Source organism: Pantoea sp. Sc1 (genome assembly GCF_000255315.1).
GTDB classification, from domain to species: Bacteria; Pseudomonadota; Gammaproteobacteria; order Enterobacterales; family Enterobacteriaceae; genus Pantoea; species Pantoea anthophila.
This window is the reverse complement of record NZ_AJFP01000003.1, coordinates 37342-59430: the sequence shown is the minus strand read 5'-3', so window position 1 is coordinate 59430 and position 22089 is coordinate 37342. Positions and strand designations below refer to the sequence as shown.

The window sequence follows — 22089 nt, the reverse complement described above, 5'->3', positions numbered from 1 at the left end:
GCCCGCCCCGTTGCGATCTTTCTGCCTGCCTGTTAATTGATTGATGCAGGCTGTCCGGTTCTCTCTGAACACGCAGTTCATAAACGTTAAGCCGCACCAGAAGCAATATTAACGCCACCCCGAAGTCATAAAAGATTAAAGCTGCGAAAACCGCATATATAGTTTTTTATTTTAGTATTCAGGTTGGCTATAGTTTTTTAGCCTGACCTGAGCGTTTATCTTGCGAGTCAGGTTAAGGGACAACCCTTATCGGGACGATGTTAACGGTGAGGACAGCGGCCGCTTCACTTCCGCCGCAATGGTCAGTGCAATGTTGACGCGATCATCCACCACGCCGACCAGCCGATCCACCCGGAATGCCGTGCGGGAAATCGCGGTCGAGGCATGCAGGGCCAGCGAATCTGAGGCGGGGTCAAAGGCCTGTCCGCTGTCGAGCGTGGCCAGCATCACCACTAGCCGGCTGACATCTTTGACCGTTAACAACCCGAAAATCCGGTAATCAGCGCCCCCCATCGAGGCAACGCGGCTGCTGACGAAGTGAATCTGCGGATAATGCTCTGCATCGAAAAACAGATCGCTTTTCAGTTGCCAGGTTAACAGCCTGTTTGAGGCCACCAGCGTCGCGACCGGAATGGTGACGTCAATATGGTCATCACGCTCTTCATCGCGATTAAGCGTCACCGTGCCGGTCACGCCGCGCAGTGTGGCCTGAGAAAAGTCATGACCAAAGGCACGCCATGAAAGGCCGATCGACGTTTTCTCAGGCGCGATGGTATAGGTGACGGGGGCGGCGTAAAGCGCCGGGCTGAACAAGGCGAGCAGAGCGTATAAGCAGGCGACACGGTTCATCACTATTTTCTCATTCTGAGCGGGCTCAAACGCTGACGCCTGAAACCGCGGTTTTATTGACTTTGTAACACTGTTTTACCTTTCTGTCGTGACGTATGTGACAAATATTAACGTGCTGTCATCTGAGATTCACGAAACGTTAACGGTGGCCGTCGTCTCAGCGCAAAAATAACGGGAAATATTAAGAATACATTAAGGCGGGAATATGGAATCTGACGTTTACCGGGATTGTAAGAGGGCGGTGATTAATCATCTGCGTTCTTCAGTAAGCTATTTTTATCTGAGAGGCTCCCTGACCGGACATAATGGAAAGCCGATCATTCAGCGGCAGATTCCGTTGTTTTATAAACAAATCATCAATCAATCAAAAAGAAGTCTGCCCGGAGGCGATATTAATGCATATCAGTGAACTTTTTCAGAAATGACCAAATGAACCCTGCATTAATTTATTGTTATTCATTCCCTTCATTTAATGTTCAGTTAACTTTCGTGCGCTAGTTTGTATTACCCGTCCGGCAACCCCTATTCCAGAAATGGACGCCTGGGGTAAATAACATCCCTGCCGGCGGATGATAAATCGCTATTTAAGTTCTGTTTCCGGCGTTGTGCCTGATTAATTTCGCGCGATCGCTTATGGGTTTGATCTGCAGGAGTTTTAGCATGGATTTTTTGCCTTTTTCCCGTCCCTCATTGGGTGATGAAGAGCTGTCAGCCGTGAAAGCGGTCTTTGACTCGGGCTGGATCACAACCGGCGCTCAGTGCGCCGGACTGGAGCAGGCCTTTGTCCGGCTGACCGGCAACCTGCACGCGATTGCCGTCAGCTCTGCCACCGCCGGAATGCACGTCACGCTGATGGCAATGGGAATTGGGCCCGGTGATGAGGTGATTACGCCCTCCATGACCTGGGTTTCCACGCTGAATCTGATCACGCTGCTGGGCGCCACGCCGGTCATGATCGATGTCGACCCTGATACCCTGATGGTGACGCCGGAACTGATTGCACAGGCGATTACGCCCCGGACCCGCGCCATTATTCCGGTCCATTACGCTGGCGCACCGGTCGATCTTAACCCGATCTACCAGCTGGCTGAGCAGCATAGCATTGCCATCATTGAAGATGCGGCACATGCGGCAGGCACGACCTATCACGGAAAGCCGATCGGGCACCGCGGCACGGCAATTTTTTCGTTTCACGCCATTAAAAATATCACCTGTGCGGAAGGTGGCCTGGTGGTGACCGATGACGCCGCGCTGGCCGATCGCATACGCAGCCTGAAGTTTCATGGTCTGGCCGTTGATGCTTTTGATCGCCAGACGCAGGGCCGTCTGCCGCAGGCAGAAGTGATGATGCCCGGCTTTAAATACAACCTGCCCGACATCAGCGCAGCCATTGCGCTGGTGCAGTTACAGAAACTGTCCGGTTTCATTGCACGCCGCCGCGAGATTGCCGAACGCTATCTTGCCGCGCTGCGCGCACTGCCGTTCACGCCGCTGTCACTGCCCGCCTGGCCTCATCAGCATGCGTGGCATCTGTTTATTATCCGTATTGATGAACGCCGGTGTGGTTTTTCGCGTGATGCGTTTATGCAGGCGCTGAAGGCGCGCAATATCGGCAGCGGCCTGCATTTCCGGGCCGCCCACACCCACAGATATTATCGCGAGCGCTATCCCGATTTACGTCTGCCCGCCAGTGAACGCAACAGCCAGCAGATGTGTTCGATTCCCCTGTTTCCCTCAATGACGGACCAGGATGTCGAGCGCGTCATTCAGGCGCTACATGATATTGCCGGAGTCTGATATGGGTGAGAATAAACCGATCAACAGACTCTCCGTGGTTATCCCGGTCTACAACGAGCAGGAGAGCCTGCCGGAGCTGCTTCAGCGCACCGCTGCCGCCTGCGACACACTGCAGATGGACTATGAAATCCTGCTGGTCGATGACGGCAGCAGTGACCGTTCCGCCGGGCTGATTGAGCAGGCGGCTTCCGCACCCGGCAGCCGGGTCATCGGTGTGCTGCTCAACCGCAATTACGGGCAGCACTCCGCCATCATGGCCGGTTTCAGTCAGGTGCGTGGCGATCTGATTATCACGCTCGATGCCGATCTGCAGAACCCGCCGGAGGAGATCCCGCGGCTGGTTGAGGCGGCGCGTCAGGGCTATGACGTAGTCGGCACGGTCCGGCAGCAGCGCCAGGACACCTGGTTCCGGCGTAAAGCCTCGCGCACGCTCAACCGGCTGATCCAGCGAGTGACCGGCAAAGCGATGGGGGATTACGGCTGTATGCTGCGCGCCTATCGTCGCCACATCGTTGAGGCGATGCTCAACTGCCACGAGCGCAGCACCTTTATTCCGATTCTGGCGAACACCTTTGCCCGTCACACCATCGAACTGCCGGTGATCCACGCTGAGCGTGCATTTGGCGACTCGAAATACAGCTTTATGCGCCTGATCAACCTGATGTACGACCTGGTGACCTGCCTGACCACCACCCCCCTGCGACTGCTCAGCGTTATCGGCAGCCTGATTGCACTCGCTGGCTTCGCTTTCTCGCTGGTGCTGATTGTTCTGCGCCTCTTCTTTGGTGCGGCCTGGGCGGGGGATGGCGTTTTTGTTCTGTTTGCCGTGCTGTTCATGTTTACGGGTGCCCAGTTTGTGGGCATGGGACTGCTCGGGGAGTACATCGGGCGCATTTATAACGACGTTCGGGCGCGTCCGCGCTATTTCGTTCAACGCATTGTTCAGGCTCCAGAAGAGCCATCAGTACAGGATACTCAATCATGAAGACCCTCGTTTTCGCCTATCACGATATGGGCTGTGTCGGCATCAATGCGCTGCTGAAGGCAGGCTATGAGATCACCGCCATTTTCACCCACAACGATGTGGCGACCGAAAATCCTTTTTTCGGCTCGGTTGCGCGTCTGGCGGCAGAGCATGGCATCCCGGTCTATGCGCCCGACGAGGCGAATCACCCGATCTGGCTGGATCGTATCCGCAGCATGGCGCCAGAGATGATTTTCTCCTTCTATTATCGCCATCTGCTCAGCGATGAGATCCTGCAATGCGCGCAAAAAGGGGCCTTTAACCTGCATGGTTCGCTGCTGCCAAAATACCGGGGGCGGGCACCCCTAAACTGGGCGCTGGTGAACGGTGAACGCGAAACGGGTGTCACCCTGCATCGCATGGTAAAGCGTGCCGATGCCGGTCATATTCTGGCGCAGCAGGCGGTGGCTATCGACGACCACGACAATGCGCTGACCCTGCACCGTAAACTCATCAGTGTCGCAGAGCAGCTTCTGGGCGACGTTTTACCTCGTCTGCGTCAGGGTGAGGTCAGTGAGTGGCCCCAGGATGAGAGTCAGGCGACCCGTGTGGGCCGTCGCACCGCCGAAGATGGACGGATTGACTGGAACCAGCCTGCTCAGACGATTCACAATCTGGTCAGAGCGGTCACCGATCCCTGGCCTGGCGCCTTTGCCTTCGCCGGATCGGTCCGCTTCATTGTCTGGAAGAGCCGGGTTCATCACGAGCCGCATCAGGCCAGACCGGGCACGGTAATCTCTAAGCAGCCGTTCCTGATTGCCTGTGGTGAAGGGGCGCTTGAAATCCAGACCGGGCAGTCCGAGCATGGCGTCTATATGAACGGCAGTCAGCTGGCGCAGAGTCTGGGCATGGTGCCTGGCGCGCTGCTCTATTCGCAGCCGCAGTCGGCGCTCCAGCGCCGCACCCGGGTGCTGATCCTCGGCGTTAACGGCTTTATCGGTAACCATCTTACCGAACGGCTGCTGGAGGATGCGCATTTCGAGGTGTATGGCCTGGATATCAGTTCCGATGCCATCAGCCGCTTCCTCGACCATCCGCGTTTCCACTTCGTCGAAGGGGACATCGCTATCCACTCCGAATGGATTGAGTATCACATCAAGAAATGTGACGTCATCCTGCCGCTGGTGGCGATCGCCACGCCGATTGAGTACACCCGCAATCCGCTGCGCGTGTTTGAGCTCGATTTTGAAGAAAACCTGAAAATCATTCGCGACTGTGTGAAGTATCAGAAGCGCATCATTTTCCCGTCCACCTCTGAGGTGTACGGCATGTGTACCGATGACAGCTTCGATGAAGATTGTTCCAACCTGGTGGTCGGGCCGATCAACAAACAGCGCTGGATCTATTCGGTCTCCAAACAGCTGCTGGATCGGGTGATCTGGGCCTATGGCGAAAAAGAGGGGCTGCGCTTTACCCTGTTCCGGCCGTTCAACTGGATGGGACCGCGTCTGGACAACCTCAATGCCGCGCGTATCGGCAGCTCCCGCGCCATTACCCAGCTGATCCTCAACCTGGTGGAAGGTTCGCCCATCAAGCTGATTGACGGCGGCAAACAGAAGCGCTGCTTTACCGATATCAAAGATGGCGTGGAGGCGCTGTTCCGCATCATCGAGAACAAACAGCAGAATTGTGATGGGCAGATCATCAATATCGGTAACCCGGACAACGAAGCCAGTATCAAAGAGCTGGCCGAGCAGCTGCTGGAGAGCTTTGAGCGTCACCCGCTGCGCAGCCAGTTCCCGCCGTTTGCCGGTTTCCGCGAAGTGGAGAGCAGCAGCTACTACGGAAAAGGGTATCAGGATGTGGAGCACCGCAAACCTGCTATCCGCAATGCGCGCCGCTTACTCGGCTGGACCCCAACCGTGACGATGGATGTCACCATCGACAACACGCTCGACTTCTTCCTGCGCACCATTGAGCAACAGGCTGACAAGTGATGAAGAAGATCGGTCTGCGGATTGACGTAGATACCTGGCGCGGCACGCAGCAGGGCGTGCCGGCGCTGCTTACGCTGTTCCGGCGTCATGCTGTACGGGCCAGCTTTTTCTTCAGTGTGGGGCCGGACAACATGGGCCGCCATCTCTGGCGGCTGGTGAAGCCGGCCTTTCTCCTGAAAATGGTGCGTTCCCGGGCCGCGTCGCTCTATGGCTGGGATATCCTGCTGGCCGGAACGGCGTGGCCAGGCAAGCAGATGGGGCGCCGTCTGCGGCACATTATTCAGGACGCCACCCGTCAGCATGAGGTGGGACTGCACGCCTGGGACCACTTTGCGTGGCAGACCTGGGCGGGCGTCTGGCCGCAGGAAAAGCTGGCAGAGCAGATAGCGCGCGGCACCGACCTGCTGAGTGAGATCCTCGGCCATCCGGTCAGCTGCTCGGCCGTGGCCGGATGGCGCGCGGATGGCCGGGTGGTCGCCGCTAAACAGCCGTTCGGATTCACTTACAACAGCGACTGTCGCGGTAGCGGCCCGTTCCGGCCGGTGCTGCCAGACGGGCAGATTGGGACGGTGCAGATCCCGGTAACGCTGCCGACCTGGGATGAGGTGGTGGGGCGTGAGGTCAGCGCAGAGGGGTACAACGACTTCATTCTGACCCGAATGCTCGCTGCGGAAGAGGGGGCGGTTTACACCGTTCACGCCGAAGTGGAGGGGATCATCGGCTACCCGGACTTCGATCGCCTCCTGACCCTGGCCGCCGATAACGGCATTCAGTTCTGTCCGCTCAGTGAACTGCTGCCCGCCGATCTGACGACGCTGCCATTAGGCCGGGTGGTCAGAGGCGAAATTGCCGGACGGGAAGGGTGGCTGGGCTGCCAGAAACGGATGGAAGAGGCGAACTAGTGCGGATACGTAACCAGACAATATGGCTGCTGTTTTTCAGCTTTTTTATCCTCTATTACCTTGTCCCGCCAGTGTTCCGCGATCTCTGGCAGCCGGATGAAACCCGCTATGCGGAGATCAGCCGGGAGATGCTGGCATCCGGCAACTGGATCACGCCGCACTTTTTCGGCCTGCGCTATTTTGAAAAACCGATTGCGGGTTACTGGATTAACTCGCTGGGTCAGTGGCTGTTTGGCCACAATAATTTTGGCGTACGGGCCGGCTCGATATTCTCCACTGCCCTGACCGCCGCCCTGATTTTCTGGCTCGGCAGGCGGATGTTTGCTTCCTCGCGAACCGCGATCACCGGCGCGATCATTTTCCTCAGCTCGCTGCTGGTCTATGGGGTCGGCACCTATGCGGTGCTCGATCCGATGCTGATGCTCTGGCTGGCGGCCGCCATGTGCAGCTTCTGGCTGGCGACAGAGGCCAGTGGACGCGCCGGGCGCGTGGGCGGCTATCTGCTGCTGGGGCTGGCCTGCGGCATGGGATTCATGACCAAAGGCTTTCTGGCACTGGCGCTGCCGGTACTGACAATCCTGCCTTGGGCGATCTGGCGCAGGAGAGTGCCGGAGCTGCTCTGCTTCGGCCCACTGGCGCTGCTCTCTGCTGCGGCAATCAGCGCGCCCTGGGTGCTGGCCATTTATCATCAGGCTCCCGATTTCTGGCACTACTTCTTCTGGGTCGAGCATATCCAGCGCTTCGCAGAGGCGAATGCGCAGCACAAAGCCCCATTCTGGTATTACCTGCCGATTCTGTTGCTGGGCACGCTGCCGTGGCTGGCACTGTTGCCGGGGGCTCTGCTTACGGGCTGGCGTGAGCGTCATCAGCATCCCGGTGCGCTCTATCTGCTGAGCTGGACGGTGATGCCGCTGCTGTTTTTCAGTCTGGCTAAGGGCAAACTCCCGACCTATATCCTGCCCTGTTTTGTTCCGCTGTCACTGCTGATGGCCCATTATGGCCTGAACGCTGCGCAGCGGGCAGGGCGCGCCCTGACGCTGAATGGCTGGCTGAACCTGATATTTGGTATCCTGACGCTGGCCGCCGTACTGCTGGTGCTGGCCCCCTGGAGTCTGACGCATCATCCGCTGTTCGCCACGCATGAGATGCTGAAGCTGGTGCTGGCGGCAGTGGCATTTCTCTGCTGGGGGCTGGTGGGGGCGTACAGCTGCCGTTCTTCCTCGCGTCGCTGGCTGGCGGCGGCACTCTGCCCGCTGGGCCTTGCGCTGGTTATCGGTGCGGCCATCCCCGATAAGATCCGCGATGCCAAACAGCCACAGCGCTTTGTGGCGGTTATCAGTAAGCAACTGGCCACCAGCCGCTTTATCCTGGCTGATAACCCTGGCATCGCCTCTGCGGCCGCCTGGCACCTGCAGCGCAGCGATATCGGTTTCTATGACAGTAAAGGGGAACTGGAATATGGGCTCGGCTACCCGGATGCACAGTCCCGTTTTGTTTCACGGGCAGATTTCGCCGGCTGGCTTGCCCCACATCGTCGCGAGGGGAGCGTGTCGCTGCTGTTGCTGATGGACTCGGTTCACAGCGATATCGATGAGGATGTGCCGGTGCCGGACGCCGTCTATCGTCAGGGCAGGCTGGTCTGCCTCTACTACAGCCAGACGAAGTAATGCTGCTGCTGATTATTCTGGTCAGTCTGCTCAGCTGCAGCGCACAGCTTTGCCAGAAGCAGGCGACGAGGGCGGTATCCCGCCGGACGCGCCTGAGCTGGATTGGCGTGAGCGTGCTGCTGCTGGGCGTTGCGATGCTCCTCTGGCTATTGGTGCTGCAGCGGGTGCCGGTCAGCCAGGCCTACCCGATGCTGAGCCTTAACTTTATTTTTGTGGCGCTGGCCGGACGTCTCCTGTGGCGTGAACGGTTAACGCCGCGCCAGATAACCGGCACGCTGCTGGTGGTCACTGGCGTGGCGCTGATGGCGAGTCAGATATGAAAGGGTATGGATGGGTTGCCTGCAGCGTGCTGCTGGTCTCGGCGGCGCAGCTGATGATGCGCTGGGCGATGCCGCAGTTGCCCGATGTCAGCAGCCTGACGTCACTGCCCGCTATCGGCCTACTGCCCGCCCTGCTGCTGGTGGCGGGGCTGGGCGCCTATGGCCTCTCCATGCTCTGCTGGATCCGGGCGCTGGGACATTTCCCCCTGAACCGGGTCTATCCGCTGCTCAGCCTGAGTTATGTGCTGGTCTGGCTGGCTGCAGTTTCTCTGCCGGTATTTCATGAGGCGTTCAGCTGGCATAGCCTGGCGGGCGTGGTGATGATTGTCATCGGGCTTTTGTGCATCGTGGTTAAGCCCTGAATAGGGTCTGCATTACTGTTTTCGCATCAACTCTCTTTTTTATTCACGTTTTCGGGCAAAGATTAGCCGGGTTGGCGTAGCGAAATTATCGTTTTCGTGATAAAAATCCTTTCTGTTAGCGTTTTAGCGTGAAAAATAAAGGATTCAGTATGCTGGTCGGCTTTAGCGCATTGCGCGAACGTTATGCAATCAGACTGGCGCAGCCACTGCGTGTGAAATCAGCGATTGGAACGGTACGTTCTCATCATGACAGTCAGGGACAGGTGGAAAATTACTATCCTCCTGGCTATCAGCCGGAAGATGATTTTGCCGGGCATTTTGCTTTTGGCCTCAAATATGAAGAGATCCACCTGGAGTTTTTTGCCCGCCTGTTTACGGCAATCGGGCCGGAACCTCTGGAGGCGTGGTGTCGTCAGGAGCCGTTCGGACAATATGCGCGTCGGGCAGGGTTTTTCTATGAGTGGCTGACCGGTAATCTGCTGCAGGTGCCCGATGTCACTAATGGTGGCTATATTGACGCGATTTCATCGAAAGCGTATCTGACCCGAACCACCGTGAAACGCAGCAGACGCTGGCGCATTAACGATAACCTGCCGGGATCGATCGATTTCTGCCCCCTGGTGCGCAGAACAGCTGCCGTTGAACAGGCGCTGGCGTTCGATCTCAACGCTGCTTTTTCAGATCTGGATAAGGCCTTTGGCGCAGATATTCTGATGCGCACCGCCAGCTGGCTGACATTTAAAGAGTCACGCGCCAGTTTTCTGATCGAGAAAGAGTCGGACCAGGGCGATCGCATTCAGCGGTTTGCCCACGTTATCGCGCAGTATTGCGGTCAGCTGGACGATCCGCTCAACGATGTCAGCCTGCACACGATACAGCAGGGCATTCTGGGACAGGATGCACTGGGACTGGGTCTGCGACGCTCGCCGGTATTTGTCGGGCAGTCGACAATGCGTGAAGATATCGTCCACTATATTGCGCCGCACTATGATGATGTTCCTCGTTTCATGCAGGGGCTGAAAGCCTTTGAACAGGCGACGCACGGAGCCGCGCCGCTGGCCCGTGCCGCTGTTATTGCGTTTGGATTTGTCTATATCCATCCCATGCGCGATGGCAATGGCCGGATCCATCGCTTTTTAATTAATGACACGCTGATTCGTGACGGAGCGATACCGGATGGGGTCATTCTGCCCGTCTCGGCCACCATCACCAGCTCGATGGACTTTCGCGTCGGTTACGATCGCACGCTGGACGTGTTTTCTAAACGGCTTATGCGGCGTTATGCAGGCTGCTATCGGTTTGGTGAACTCGAAACCTATGAAGATGGCACGCAAAGTAACTTCATTTTCAGCGACTATGAGGATGCCCGCTTCGCCTGGCGTTATCCCGACCTAACCGAGCATGTGCTCTATACGTGCAGAGTGATAGAGCACACCGTTCGAACAGAAATGGCAGATGAAGCGCGCGTGTTAGTCATATTTCAGCGTGCGCAGCAGCGTCTGAAAGAGGTTGTGGAAATGCCCGATCAGGATGCAAGCCGGATTATTCGTTCGCTGAAGGAAAATGGCTGGCAGATCTCAGGCAAGCTTAAAAAAACGTTCCCGATGCTGGACGACGCGACGCTGTCCGGACGCATCGTGGAAGCGGTCAGATCGGCATTTGAGACACAGGCAGGCTGAATGCCCGGATTTGATCTGCCGGTCATTGCGTTAAGCTGAGCCGTTTAAGCTGTGCGGCCAGCGCACCTGTATCGCTGACGATCAAATCCGGTGCAGGCGCCAGTGGATAAGGTGACTGGCCTTTGCGGGTGATAAATGCGGTCTTCATCCCTGCCCGTTTTGCGCCACCGACATCCCAGCCATGCGCCGCCACCATCATGCACTCTGCGGCAGGCTTGCCCATCTCTTTCATTGCCCACTGATAAACTCTCAGATCGGGCTTATAAACCTTAACCTGCTCCACGCTGAGAATGCGGGCGAATAGCGGTGCCAGCCCGGCTGAACTGAGTTGTTGTTCAGCCAGCGCGGCAGAGGAGTTGGTCAGCGCAACCAGCGTAAAACCCTGCTGCTGCAGGGCAGTCAGCCCTGCGGCGACATCAGGATGCGGCGGCATTGCGGCGATAATGTCAGCCAGGGGCGTTGCTTCTTCAGGCAGGGTTACACCGTAACGCGAAGCCGTCATCTTCAGCACCGCTTCGGCGATATCATCAAAGCTATGCCAGCTGCCGGTCACGGATTCGACCAGAGAGTGGTGCAGCACCGAGGTAAACCAGGCTTCGGCACGTTCCGGCCGGTCACCGAGTCGCTGTGCGACCACCTGATTCAGTTCGGTGGTGTCCAGCAGGGTCTCATTGACATCGAAAAAGAGGGTGTCGCTGCAGGAATGGGGGTTGGGATTGTTAGTCATCTTGACTCCGGTTGGCTTGATGAGAGGCGTTAAGGGCGCTGATTGAAGGTAGGACACCGGGAAGGATTGCTCAAGAACGGGGGCTGCGTGTCGTTGTAATTCAGGCTGTGAAACCGCTTAAAGCGAATTGTGCCATAGTGCAACTGCCGGGCTATAATGCAACGTGGTCCTGCAGATTGGTCACGATTACTGCGTAAAATAACGTCCTGCGTTGTTAAAGCAGATATCCTGCACCATGCTTCCGGGCCGCTTCTCATCATCCGGTAATATGCCATTCCTGACCCACTAACCGAGCAGGTTACACAGAATACGCCGCAAGTATTCATGACGCGGACAGGATAGAAAACTGCGTGAACCGGTCAACATACCGATAAACTGGCTCAGAAGTCCTGTCTGTGCGACCCGTTCCGGCTGTCGCAGCACCCCGTACTGTTGATCGTTGAACCACCAGGCCGAGCCAAACTGGACCTTACCCGCGATGCCCGCCGTCTGAAAGTTCCCAGCCCTATCTCGCTCAGATTGGCAAACCGGGGATCTTCAGCCATTTCTCGTGGATTCAAATGGCTGTGATAATCATAAATTGGCTCATCAGTAAGTCCCGGTTTGATGGCTCCGCTGTAGTGTGGTTAAAGCTTCGATTTCAATTCGCGACTAATCGCCGTATCGCTGCTGGTTTTCGTGCGCGCTGTTCCCCAGACTTCGTCATAGGCATAACCGGTGAGTTCTTTAATCACGGCCCGGGTTGCTTCATCGCACTGCGCCGGCGTGCCGCCGAGTTTACGGCGTGCCACCTCTTTAACTAATAATTTGTGGCTGCGCTGGGTTAGTTTGAACCTGAAAGTCAGCCAGAAACTAACGGCCAGAAGACCAGCAGTGACAAACACCATCAATCCAACGATCGCCTGCACGGCACTCTCCGGTTGTGAACCGTTGCCTTTTACAAAACCACTCTCCTGCAGCACCACACCAATCATAAATATGGCGACCGCTACCGAGCTTTTTCGCGTTAATACCATGACGCCGGCAAAGATCCCTTCGCGCCGTTTACAGGTCACCATTTCATCAATGTCGGGAATGAAGCTGTAAATATTCCACGGAATATAAATGAGGCCAGCACGCATAATCCCCAGGAACAGAAATACCGCGCTAAAGGCCAGCGTAGGCACCTGCCATTGCCATTGATAAATCGCAAACAGAAAAATAAATACAGCCATAATACCCAGGTAAGCGATACGTAAGGCATTAGACGGCGTCATATTGAAACGGCCGAGTAACATCATAAAAATAAACGTGCCCGGAATGGACATAAACATCATATTGCTTAGTAGCAATGACGCCAGGGATGCATCCTGTTTCAGACCATAAATGACAAAGTAGGTAAATACCGCCACAAACGCGTCGATCGCGGTAAAGGAAAACAGGTAAATCAACAGATGCTGACGGAAAGCTTTAATCCGGAATGAAGAGGCCAGGTCCAGAAAAAGGTATTTAAAATGTGCCGTGAAACCACCTTTTCGCGCGGGATGCTGTGCAATATCCTGCTCAGGTTGAATATCTTTCGCTTCCCAGGTTGTCAGCCAGGTAATAAATACCGAGATGCAATAGATCACCGAGAAGATTACCCCAGTCAGGGTATAGGTGATGGCGTTATCTTTGCCGGTGTATTGCATAATTAGACCTGGCACGGAAACTGCCAGGAAACTACCAAGCGCCGAGAACATCAGGCGGACACCTGAGAGACGTGTGCGTTCACTAAAGCGATTAGTCATTTCTGACGACAGTGTTTCCCACGGTACCAGCACCATTGCCGACAGTAATTCGATGGTGAGATAGGTACCCAGGTAATACCAGTAGCCCATATCCGTTACCCACAATGCACCGTACAACAACATTAAAGGCGAGGAGATAAGCAGAAAGAAACGGCGGCGGCCAAATTTACGCCCCAGTCGGGTATTACCGAAATTATCCGTAATGTACCCCATAATCGGGCTTAATATTGCGTCGATCACGCGGGCGATGGCAAATATCGATCCCGCTTCAAATACGGATAATCCGCAGTAGGTGGTATAGAAGAACAGCAGCCAGGTGCCGATAACGGCAAAAGCACCGCCGCCAAATAAATCTGTTAAGCCGTAGCCAATGGCTACGCCATAGCCCACACGACGTTCTGTAGGTTTAACCATCGATCCGATTCCTGTTCTGGTAGGGGTTGTATTAACGGCAAGGTGCAATGCCCTGCCGCTATTGTTATCAACAGAATTGGAACTCAACGTATTAAACAGATGCGTTATGACGCGTTAGCTAACATCTGCGCTTTGACGCAAAGTTCAGCTGCTTTAAACGCATGCGCCTGCGTCATGGCATGTTCGGTACGGTTGATACAATCTTTAATTAACTGGCCGAAAAAGGGGTAACCGACTTCGCCAGAAACGGTATAGCGAAACTCCCCCTCTTTATTAACCAGATAGACCACATCCTGCTCACCACGCGTTAAATCGGTGTATTTACGGATTTCGATATAACCATCAGTACCGAGCAGTGTCATGCGTCCATCACCCCATGTGGATAAGCCATCAGGCGTGAACCAGTCACAGCGAAAATAGCCTGTAGCGCCATTTTCGCCAGCCAGCATGGCATCACCGAAGTCTTCAAATTGTGGATGCTGCGGATGATGGAAATTCCTCACCTGACTGGCAACAACAGTGGCATCACTATTGCCGGTGTAATAGAGGAACTGTTCAATCTGGTGGCTGCCGATATCACACAGAATGCCGCCAAAATAGCGGCGCTGATAGAACCATTCGGGGCGACCGATACCTTCCCGATGCGGGCCGGTACCGAGGGTTTGCACTACCCGCCCAATGCTCCCTTTTTCTACTAACTGCCCGGCAAATACTGCGCTTTCCACATGCAAGCGTTCACTGTAGTAAACCGCATATTTGCGTCCGGTTTGGGCGCACATTGCTTTAGCATCTTCGAGCTGTTCGAGAGTGGTGAGAGGCGCTTTGTCGGTGAAATAATCCTTACCCGCAGCCATCACTTTCAGGCCTAACGCACAGCGTTGTGACGGAATTGCCGCTGCGGCAATCAGTTGAACCTGCGGGTCAGTCAGAAGAGTCTCCAGTGAGTCTGCCACCTTAACCTGAGGGAATTGCTGTACAAACTTATCCACTCTGGCCGGATCGATATCATAGACCCACTTCAGCGTCGCGCCGGCCTCCGTTAAGCCATTGCACATGGCGTAAATGTGGCCATGATCAAGGCCGGTTGCCGCTATAACAAATTCGCCAGGCTGTACCACCGGCAGTGGTTTACCTTTCGGTGCGTAGTTCATGCCATCCTGTTTGTTCATGGTTATTTTCTCACGCAAAGTTTTTACCCAGAGGGATATCATCGACGTCGGCAAAGTTTTCTACCGAACACTGTTTTTCATAGAAGTGTGGGGCGCTGGCGATTAATCCGCCGGTACGGTAGAAGGTGTCATCACGTGCAATCGGCAGTGAGACCGTGCTTCTGACGATGGCGGATTTATAGATCGCGGTGATCAGTTCCAGTGAGCGTTTACCCTGCTCGCCGTCAACCAACGGTGTGCGCTGATGCTCGATGGCGGAGAAGAAGTCATCAACCTGTCCGGCGTGCAGAGTCCAGGCAAGTGGCTGCATATCCGCCTGAAAACGTTCAAGCTCGCTTTCAAGTGAAAGGTTGTTCTCTTTTTCCGGGAAACCATTTTCCGCCGCCTGCATAGCGACGACTTTCCACGGTGCTGAGAGACGCGCTTTTTCTCCCTGCAACACGATCTTCTGTTCTTCGCCGTGATGGACTACGGAGGCTGTCAGCTGTGCCAAGGCACCATTGGGATAGCGGAATATGGCGGCGCTGAGATCTTCGACTTCCGCGTTATCGTGTGACACGTTGCTGATCATGGCGACGACTTCAGTCGGCGCACCCAGTATCCATTGCATGGCATCGATATGGTGTACCGCATGGTTAAGGGTGCAGCCGCCGCCTTCTTTCTCCCACGTACCGCGCCACCACAAGTCATAGTAGGAGTGGCCGCGCCACCAAAACGAATCCACCTGCGCATGGCAAATTTTGCCAGCCAGCCCGGAGTCAACGGCGGCTTTCAGACGCCAGAAGGCGTCGGTAAAGCGATTCTGGGCCACTACCGACAATATTTTCCCGCTCGCTTTTTGAGCCGCGATCATTGCATCGCACTCCTCAAGCGAGGCGGCCATAGGTTTTTCGCACAGTACGTGCTTACCTGCCTGCAATGCTGTAATGGTGTTTTCTGCGTGCACATAAGGCGGAGTGCAGACATCCACCACATCAATATCATCACCCCCGGCCAGCATCTCCCCGAGATCGCTATAAACCCGTACATCATGCAAACCATAACGCTGTAATTTCTCGCGCGCTTTTTCCGGATAGACATCGGCAACTGCGACAATTTTGCCTCGCTCAGGAAATTGTAAAAACGCCTGGATATGTGAATGGGTAATATTGCCCATGCCGACTATCGCAACTTTTAACATCGGGATTCTCCACCTGTTACCGTTATTAAGATGCCTGGGGCGAACATAAAAAAAGGGCAGTGAAAGGAGCAAACTCTTTTTGTGAGAATGTTCGCAGAGCAGGGCGAATACTTGGGAACCCGATGTAAAATAGTTGTAATGTCATAGCATTACGTTTGCAAAAATTTGCAAAAACTGATTGGGATAGAGATCACATTATGGCTGGCAAGCTTCGGATGGATGAAATTTCAACCCTGACCGGTTACTCAGTAAGTACAGTTTCACGCGTGTTGAGCGGCAAATCCTATACCAGCGAGAAAGCACGGGAAGCGATTGTTAATTGCGCGCGTCGACTCGGCGTATTGCAGGACATGGTAAGTGGTCGCCTTCTGATTAATGACATCGTCGTCTTTGCTCCGGGACGCACATTCACTCCGCGCGGAGATCACTTCTACCTCGAAGTTACCCGTGGTATTGCTGCGGCCTGTGCATCTCACGATGTCCATATCAGTTATTGTCCTCTGGAAGAGCAACGGGCCGATGTGAAACTGTTTCTGGAAAAAGCAGGGGCGAAAAATATAAGCGCGATCATCATTATTGGCACCGACGATCAAGCTATTTTCAATCTGGCCTCGTCACTGGGTAAACCCTGCGTGCTAATCAACTCGCGTGATAAAGACATGATGCTGGATGCAGTATCACCGGATCATCGGGCAATTGGTTTTGCCGCAATGCAATATCTGTTTGAACAGGGGCATCGACGCGTGTTAACCGTGACCTGCCTGCGACGCGAAACGCTATTTTTGCGTCTGGAGGGGATCAAGCATGCTTATCGCCACTTTCATATGCCGTTTAATGCACAGCATGACTTGATTGTGATTGAAGCTTACTCATCACGAGACACGGAGACTGCCTTGAATCGCTGGCTGGATGATCACCCACGGGACCAGTGGCCGGATGTGATTCTGCCGGGTGGCAAGGGCATTGTCACTGGTGTTCAGAATGTGCTGCTGGCACGAGGTCTCCGGGTGCCCGAAGATATTTCGATAATGACCACTGACCTGGCGAGTCGGCTGGAAGGCTCACCTGAGATGCCTGTTACCGGCTTTGCCGTTCCTTGCCGTGAGTTAGGTTACGAAGCGATTCAGCTTATTCAGAACCGCCTTAATCGCCCACATTCACCAATTTATAATCTGTTGTTACAGGGGAAACTGGTAGATCGCGGAACCGTAGCGAATGCGACACGCCATGCTGCCCGTGAAGAAATCAATAACCAATTTGATTGAGGATGTGGTTAAAATTTATGGAATTAAAGATGGTGTTGTTTTATGCGACTGATGTGGATATCTGCCATTTTAATATCAGTAATGAATGATGATTGCTATTTATAGTTTTAATTTATGAAGCGTTATTAATAATGTAAATATGCTACGCCCGCTGGCTTGCCTGATCCTGAACCGTCATCTCCGGACATCTTTTTATTTTGAGTTAACGATGCCCGCTGCCGCCGGTATAATTTTTTCACTACAATTCCGTCTCAATTCCAACTTTGTTGCTTATATCTTCATCGCGAGCGGTTCGGGGCTTCTGTCATAGTTTTCACGTAACATTATATGAGTTCGCATAATGTAATTTATGTTAAATAAAGGGCCGATGATCGTGATGGATCTCTGATCTCATTGCCTGCCGTGCTGTTTTCCTCTTCTCTCATATCCCAGGATATGATTGCACTAAACATCCCCAGCCACAGACAGGCAGTTTGCGTTCTCCCTCTTCCCACCACCTGAATGTGTCTTATCTCTTCTGAGTGACCTGTCAGGGTTTCAGAATGACTTTTGTCCAGCCATTATCACGATCATCAAAATGCTTATAGCCTTCGGCTGCGTCTGCCAGCGCGAGTCGGTGCGAAATGATCTGCGCCGGATTGGCTCTGCCCTGATGGATAAGCCTGGCGAGCTGGCGGTTGTACGCTTTGACATTACACTGGCCGGTCTTGATCGACTGACCCTTGAACCAGAAATTACCAAAATCGAAAGGCACTTTACCCTCTTTGGCCAGATCGGTCGCACCACCGGGGTCCTGCGGAACAAAAACCCCTACCGCACCGATGCCGCCTGTGGCCTTGGTTGAGGCGACCAGGCTGTTCAGCGTGGCAGAGTTATCCTCGTGGCCATGTTTATTGCAGCACTGATAGCCCACGCACTCGCAACCGCAATCCGTGCCGCGCCCATCGGTTAATTCGAGAATTTTATTGACGGCCTCATCACCCACGCCGTTGATGGCCACTGCGCCCATCTGTTCGGCCAGCGCCAGTCTGTCCGGATGGGTATCCACCACAAACACCTGCGAAGCACCCTTGATCAGGGCCGAGTGTGCAGCCATCAGGCCGACCGGTCCGGCACCATAAATGGCAACACTCTCTCCGGGGCGCAAGCCTGCCAGTTCAGTGGCATGCCAGCCGGTGGGGAAGATGTCGGACAGTAAAACGTAGTCTTCCTCTTTTTCTACCGCATCAGGCGGCAGTACCAGGCAGTTAAAGTCAGCATAGGGAACGCGCAGTAGCTCCGCCTGTCCGCCATCCCATTCGCCCATTTCAGCAAAGCCATAGGCGGCACCGGCCGTACCCGGGTTTGCCGTGAGACAGTAACCGGTTAACCCTTTCTCGCAATTTTCACAGAATCCGCAGCCAACATTAAAAGGCAGGCAGACATAATCGCCGACTTTGACCCGCTCAACCGCGCCGCCGATTTCAATGACCTGGCCCAGGTTTTCATGGCCAAAGATGCGACCCTGTTCGAAGCTGGTGCGCCCTTCATACATATGGAGGTCGGAACCGCAGATATTGGTGGTGGTAATACGGACAATGACATCGGTAGGACGAACGATTCTGGGATCCGGCACCTCTTTGACTGAAACGTCAAAAGGTCCGTTATAGACAACTGCTTTCATGGTGTTCTCCTCACGTGCATGATCAGTTATGAAGGCTGCGGCTGCGTGAATGTTTACGGTCGCCACCCTCTTCGTGATGCTGCTTTTTCAATCAAATGACGTGATTGAATGTCTAAGTGTAGAACAGCGCATGACGCAGTCTGAGGATATTAATATTATGTAACCCTATGAAATGTAAGCACCGCTTCGCTAAAAGCCTCCTGTTTCTCACCTTATCAACGCCTTTGCATCCTGCTGCCGTTTGCCTTACGGCAGGTTAATTTTTGCTCTTAAGCCGGTGGCGGATAATATCCTGACCGTCATAAACAGGCTCCGGACGGATGGAGAGGCCGTGCCGGTGTCCCCTCTGGCGTCAGGCGGAAGCCCCCCGAACCTCCGCCCGGCTCTCCCCTACTTTTTATCCTGCGACCAGGTGGCGCTGCGGATATCGACCTTCACCGGCAGCAGACCAATCCGGGTAAAGGTATCCGCCAGCGCCTGCTGCTGGGTGAAGACCTCTGGCGTCATCCGCTCTGCGCCAAACGGCATTCTCGCCAGCGCGCGCTGCCAGACAGGCTGGGGCAGCCCGGTTGAGGTGGACATGATTCTGGCTGCCTCTTCCTGATGCTGATTGGCCCAGCTGCTGAGCGTGCCGAGTTCATCCACGACCTTGCTGGCGATCTGCGGGTACCCTTCCGCAAACTTACGACTGGCGAGGTAGAAGGTGTAATGGGGCACCAGTCCTTCTGCATTTTTGATCAGCCGCGCGTGAGCATTGGTTTCTACTTCTGCATAGTAAGGATCCCAGATGACCCAGGCGTCCACCGCGCCGCGCTGGAAAGCGGCACGCGCATCGGCAGGAGGCAGATAAACCGGCGTAATGTCTTTGTAGCTCAGCCCGGCCTGCTCCAGCGCGGTAACCAGCAGATAGTTCACGTCAGAGCCTTTGTTCAGCGCGACGCGCTTCCCCTTCAGATCCGCAACGCTTTTGATCGGCGAGTCGGCCGGAACCACAATCGCCTCGGTTTTCGGGTTGGCGGGCGAATGTGCCAGATAGACCAGATCGGCCTGAGCGGCCTGCGCAAAGGTGGGCGGCGCGTCGCCGGTCGCCGCGAGGTCGATGCTGCCGATGTTCAGCCCTTCAAGCATCTGCGGCCCGGCCGGAAACTCAATCCAGTGAACCGCGATCCCCTGCTTTTTGAATTCCTGATCCAGCGTGCCGCGATATTTCAGCAGCGCGAAGATATTGGCCTTCTGGAAACCGATGTTGATCGTTTCGGGCTTCTCTGCTGCCTGGATGCTGAACGCTAAGCCCGCCTGAGCGGCAATAATGAGTGCGCTGAGTAATACTTTTTTCATTTCTCATTCCTGAGTCTGTTGTAGTCAGCGCAACATATCAAACGCGGGTTGCCGCGCTTAGCGAGGAAAAGTTCGATGCTTAGCTGAAAAAACGCTATGGATGCCAGACTGACTCGCGAACCCGGATAGCGCGACTAAACAGCCCCAGCGCATAGAAGCGGTCTGCGATGGTCTGCTGTTCGCGGATGATGGCTAAATTCATGCGCTGGGTCTGATGACTGCGCCGGGCCAGGGCATGCATCAGAGAGGAAGTAGAGATGCCGAGTTCGGTGGAGAGCAGCCCGGCCGCTTCCGCGCGGTGCGCATCAATGTAACGTCCCGTCTGCTCCAGCGCGCCAAGCAGAACCTGCAGCAGATCGCCCGAATGGGCGGCAAATCCGCGTTCGGCGAGATAGAACTGATGGTTGTTGACCCGCCCGGTACCGTCAGCAATCACCCTGAACTGCCCGCTGTTCTCGGCATCGCTGAGCAGGGGATCCCACATCATCCAGGCATCCACCGCATTGAGATCGCTGGGCGTTAAGGGATATCGGGGCGGCGCGTAGACGATACGCACATCATCCAGGGCTAACCCCGCCTCATCCAGAATCTGCAGCAGCAGATAGTGAACGTTGGAGCCGCGGTTGACGGCGATACGCTTCCCTCTGAGATCGCCTATCTGCTGAATCGGGCTGCTGTCCGGCACCAGCAGCGCGACACTCTGCGGCGCCGCTGGCTCCCAGGCGACATAAATCATCGGGCTGTTGCTGGCCTGGGCAAACAGCGGCGGCACTTCGCCGGTGGTGCCGAAATCGATCTCCTTATTGCTCAGCGCATGCAGAAGCTGCGGACCCGCCGGAAACTCGCTCCACAATACGCTGACGCCACGATCCGCCAGCTGCTGTTCCAGCGACTGACGCGCTTTCAGAATGCCGAGGTTGCCGAACTTCTGATAACCGATGCGCAGTTCCCGCTCTCGCTCCGGAGCCTGGCAGGAAGCGGTCTGGCGCTGACGCAGGGCGGTGCGGCGCGGTTTAATCACGCCGAGGTGTCCCAGCTGGGTGCGCAGCGTATGACGGCTGATACCGAGCAGAGCGGCAGCCTGAAGCTGATTGCCCTGGGTCAGTTCCAGCGCATTTTTCACCAGCGCGGCAATCACGCGGGGATAGAGTGGCGTTTCGCTCTGCTGCATCTGCTGGCGCAGGAACTGATCCAGCGCCTCTTCGCCAGGCGGCAGATCGCCTTCTGCCAGCGGACTCAGCCGCAGCTGCTGCGGCGTCACCACGGAGCTTTTGCTGAGCAGCACGGCGTTGTGCAGCGTGTTCTCCAGTTCGCGGATGTTGCCCGGCCAGCTGTAGGCCATCAGCGTCGCCAGCGCCTCCTCGCTGAGGCGGAGCTGAGGACGGCCCAGGCGACGCGCATAGAGCTGCAGAAAGTGTGTGGCCAGCACCGGGATATCCTCGCTGCGCTGGCGCAGCGGGGGCAGCGTCACACTGGCTACATTCAGCCGGTAGTAAAGATCTTCCCGGAATCGCCGTTCACGAATCGCTGCTGCCAGATCACGGTTCGTCGCCGCAATCACCCGCACGTTGACCTTTACCGCCCGTGACGATCCGACGCGGGTGATCTCACGCTCCTGCAGCACGCGCAGCAGCTTTATCTGTAGCGACAGACTCAGTTCGCCGACTTCATCCAGCAGCAGCGTGCCGCCTTCTGCCGCTTCAAACCAGCCCCGATGCCGCTCCTGTGCGCCGGTAAACGCCCCTTTCTCATGCCCGAACAGTTCTGACTCCGCCAGACTTTCGGTCAGCGCGCCGCAGTTAACCGCCAGGAACGGTTGCCGGCTGCGCGCGCTGTGATGATGCAGATAGCGCGCCATCACCTCTTTACCGGTGCCGGTTTCGCCAATAATCAGTACGGTCGCATCGGTGGGGGCGAGCTGATCCAGCACGCTTTTAAACGCGCGCGATGCGGGGTCAATCAACTCAGGGCTGGAAATCTGCATCTCGTTTTACCGGGTTACCAGAAGAGTGATGACCATACCGCGC

Annotated in this window: 18 protein-coding genes and 1 pseudogene; 10 read left to right on the top strand and 9 right to left on the bottom strand. The window is 55.5% G+C overall.

The features are described from left to right. Positions 1 to 246 precede the first annotated feature (246 nt). A complete protein-coding gene (locus S7A_RS19955; protein WP_009093176.1) occupies positions 247 to 849 on the bottom strand; it encodes a YceI family protein in 603 nt (200 codons plus the stop codon). Between the two features lie 205 nt (positions 850 to 1054). On the opposite strand from S7A_RS19955, the gene S7A_RS21370 reads away from it, so the two are divergent. The 9 genes from S7A_RS21370 (at position 1055) to S7A_RS19915 (ending at position 10537) form a co-directional block, all read left to right on the top strand. Further along, on the top strand, positions 1055 to 1258 hold the full coding sequence (locus tag S7A_RS21370) for a hypothetical protein (protein WP_140029881.1): 204 nt from the start codon (positions 1055 to 1057) through the stop codon (positions 1256 to 1258). A 251-nt stretch (positions 1259 to 1509) separates the two neighbouring features. After that, the gene (arnB, locus tag S7A_RS19950) at positions 1510 to 2646 is read left to right on the top strand and encodes a UDP-4-amino-4-deoxy-L-arabinose aminotransferase (protein ID WP_009093175.1); all 1137 of its coding nucleotides are present in this window, start codon (positions 1510 to 1512) and stop codon (positions 2644 to 2646) included. 1 nt (position 2647) lies between these two features. Continuing rightward, entirely contained in the window at positions 2648 to 3631 is a 984-nt protein-coding gene (gene arnC / locus S7A_RS19945; RefSeq protein WP_009093174.1) for an undecaprenyl-phosphate 4-deoxy-4-formamido-L-arabinose transferase, read from the top strand. Beyond that, positions 3628 to 5607 carry a bifunctional UDP-4-amino-4-deoxy-L-arabinose formyltransferase/UDP-glucuronic acid oxidase ArnA gene (gene arnA / locus S7A_RS19940; protein WP_009093173.1) on the top strand — a complete coding sequence of 660 codons (1980 nt, stop codon included), beginning with the start codon at positions 3628 to 3630 and terminating at the stop codon, positions 5605 to 5607. Before arnC ends, arnA begins: the two co-directional genes overlap by 4 nt. Further along, positions 5607 to 6509, top strand: coding sequence for a 4-deoxy-4-formamido-L-arabinose-phosphoundecaprenol deformylase (gene arnD, locus S7A_RS19935; protein ID WP_009093171.1), 903 nt, complete (start codon positions 5607 to 5609; stop codon positions 6507 to 6509). Before arnA ends, arnD begins: the two co-directional genes overlap by 1 nt. Further along, a complete protein-coding gene (arnT, locus tag S7A_RS19930) occupies positions 6509 to 8176 on the top strand; it encodes a lipid IV(A) 4-amino-4-deoxy-L-arabinosyltransferase (RefSeq protein WP_009093169.1) in 1668 nt (555 codons plus the stop codon). The genes arnD and arnT overlap by 1 nt, the downstream gene beginning before the upstream one ends. Next, positions 8176 to 8496 carry a 4-amino-4-deoxy-L-arabinose-phosphoundecaprenol flippase subunit ArnE gene (gene arnE / locus S7A_RS19925; RefSeq protein WP_009093166.1) on the top strand — a complete coding sequence of 107 codons (321 nt, stop codon included), beginning with the start codon at positions 8176 to 8178 and terminating at the stop codon, positions 8494 to 8496. The genes arnT and arnE overlap by 1 nt, the downstream gene beginning before the upstream one ends. Further along, positions 8493 to 8858, top strand: coding sequence for a 4-amino-4-deoxy-L-arabinose-phosphoundecaprenol flippase subunit ArnF (gene arnF, locus S7A_RS19920; RefSeq protein ID WP_009093165.1), 366 nt, complete (start codon positions 8493 to 8495; stop codon positions 8856 to 8858). The genes arnE and arnF overlap by 4 nt, the downstream gene beginning before the upstream one ends. A 149-nt stretch (positions 8859 to 9007) precedes the next feature. Beyond that, positions 9008 to 10537: a Fic family protein gene (locus tag S7A_RS19915; protein WP_009093164.1), complete on the top strand. Its 1530-nt coding sequence runs from the start codon at positions 9008 to 9010 to the stop codon at positions 10535 to 10537. Between the two features lie 22 nt (positions 10538 to 10559). On the opposite strand, the gene S7A_RS19910 is transcribed toward S7A_RS19915, so the two are convergent. The 5 genes and pseudogenes from S7A_RS19910 to S7A_RS19895 all read right to left on the bottom strand — a co-directional run bounded on the left by S7A_RS19910 (position 10560) and on the right by S7A_RS19895 (position 15796). Then, positions 10560 to 11264, bottom strand: coding sequence for a haloacid dehalogenase type II (locus S7A_RS19910; RefSeq protein WP_009093163.1), 705 nt, complete (start codon positions 11262 to 11264; stop codon positions 10560 to 10562). Positions 11265 to 11450: 186 nt separating this feature from the next. Further along, positions 11451 to 11765: pseudogene (locus tag S7A_RS21055) on the bottom strand (glucuronate isomerase); the annotation flags it as partial. A 125-nt stretch (positions 11766 to 11890) separates the two neighbouring features. Next, positions 11891 to 13447: an MFS transporter gene (locus tag S7A_RS19905; protein ID WP_009093162.1), complete on the bottom strand. Its 1557-nt coding sequence runs from the start codon at positions 13445 to 13447 to the stop codon at positions 11891 to 11893. A gap of 104 nt (positions 13448 to 13551) precedes the next feature. After that, a complete protein-coding gene (locus tag S7A_RS19900) occupies positions 13552 to 14616 on the bottom strand; it encodes a Gfo/Idh/MocA family protein (protein WP_009093161.1) in 1065 nt (354 codons plus the stop codon). A 10-nt stretch (positions 14617 to 14626) separates the two neighbouring features. Then, on the bottom strand, positions 14627 to 15796 hold the full coding sequence (locus S7A_RS19895) for a Gfo/Idh/MocA family protein (protein WP_009093159.1): 1170 nt from the start codon (positions 15794 to 15796) through the stop codon (positions 14627 to 14629). Between the two features lie 197 nt (positions 15797 to 15993). Between S7A_RS19895 and S7A_RS19890 the strand changes: the two genes are divergently transcribed. Beyond that, on the top strand, positions 15994 to 17061 hold the full coding sequence (locus S7A_RS19890) for a LacI family DNA-binding transcriptional regulator (RefSeq protein ID WP_033736869.1): 1068 nt from the start codon (positions 15994 to 15996) through the stop codon (positions 17059 to 17061). Positions 17062 to 17590: 529 nt separating this feature from the next. On the opposite strand, the gene S7A_RS19885 is transcribed toward S7A_RS19890, so the two are convergent. The 3 genes from S7A_RS19885 to S7A_RS19875 all read right to left on the bottom strand — a co-directional run bounded on the left by S7A_RS19885 (position 17591) and on the right by S7A_RS19875 (position 22046). Then, positions 17591 to 18724 carry a glutathione-independent formaldehyde dehydrogenase gene (locus S7A_RS19885; RefSeq protein ID WP_009093156.1) on the bottom strand — a complete coding sequence of 378 codons (1134 nt, stop codon included), beginning with the start codon at positions 18722 to 18724 and terminating at the stop codon, positions 17591 to 17593. Between the two features lie 390 nt (positions 18725 to 19114). Further along, on the bottom strand, positions 19115 to 20062 hold the full coding sequence (locus S7A_RS19880) for a sulfonate ABC transporter substrate-binding protein (protein WP_009093155.1): 948 nt from the start codon (positions 20060 to 20062) through the stop codon (positions 19115 to 19117). A gap of 94 nt (positions 20063 to 20156) precedes the next feature. Next, positions 20157 to 22046: a sigma-54-dependent Fis family transcriptional regulator gene (locus S7A_RS19875; protein ID WP_009093154.1), complete on the bottom strand. Its 1890-nt coding sequence runs from the start codon at positions 22044 to 22046 to the stop codon at positions 20157 to 20159. Between the last annotated feature and the right edge of the window lie 43 nt (positions 22047 to 22089).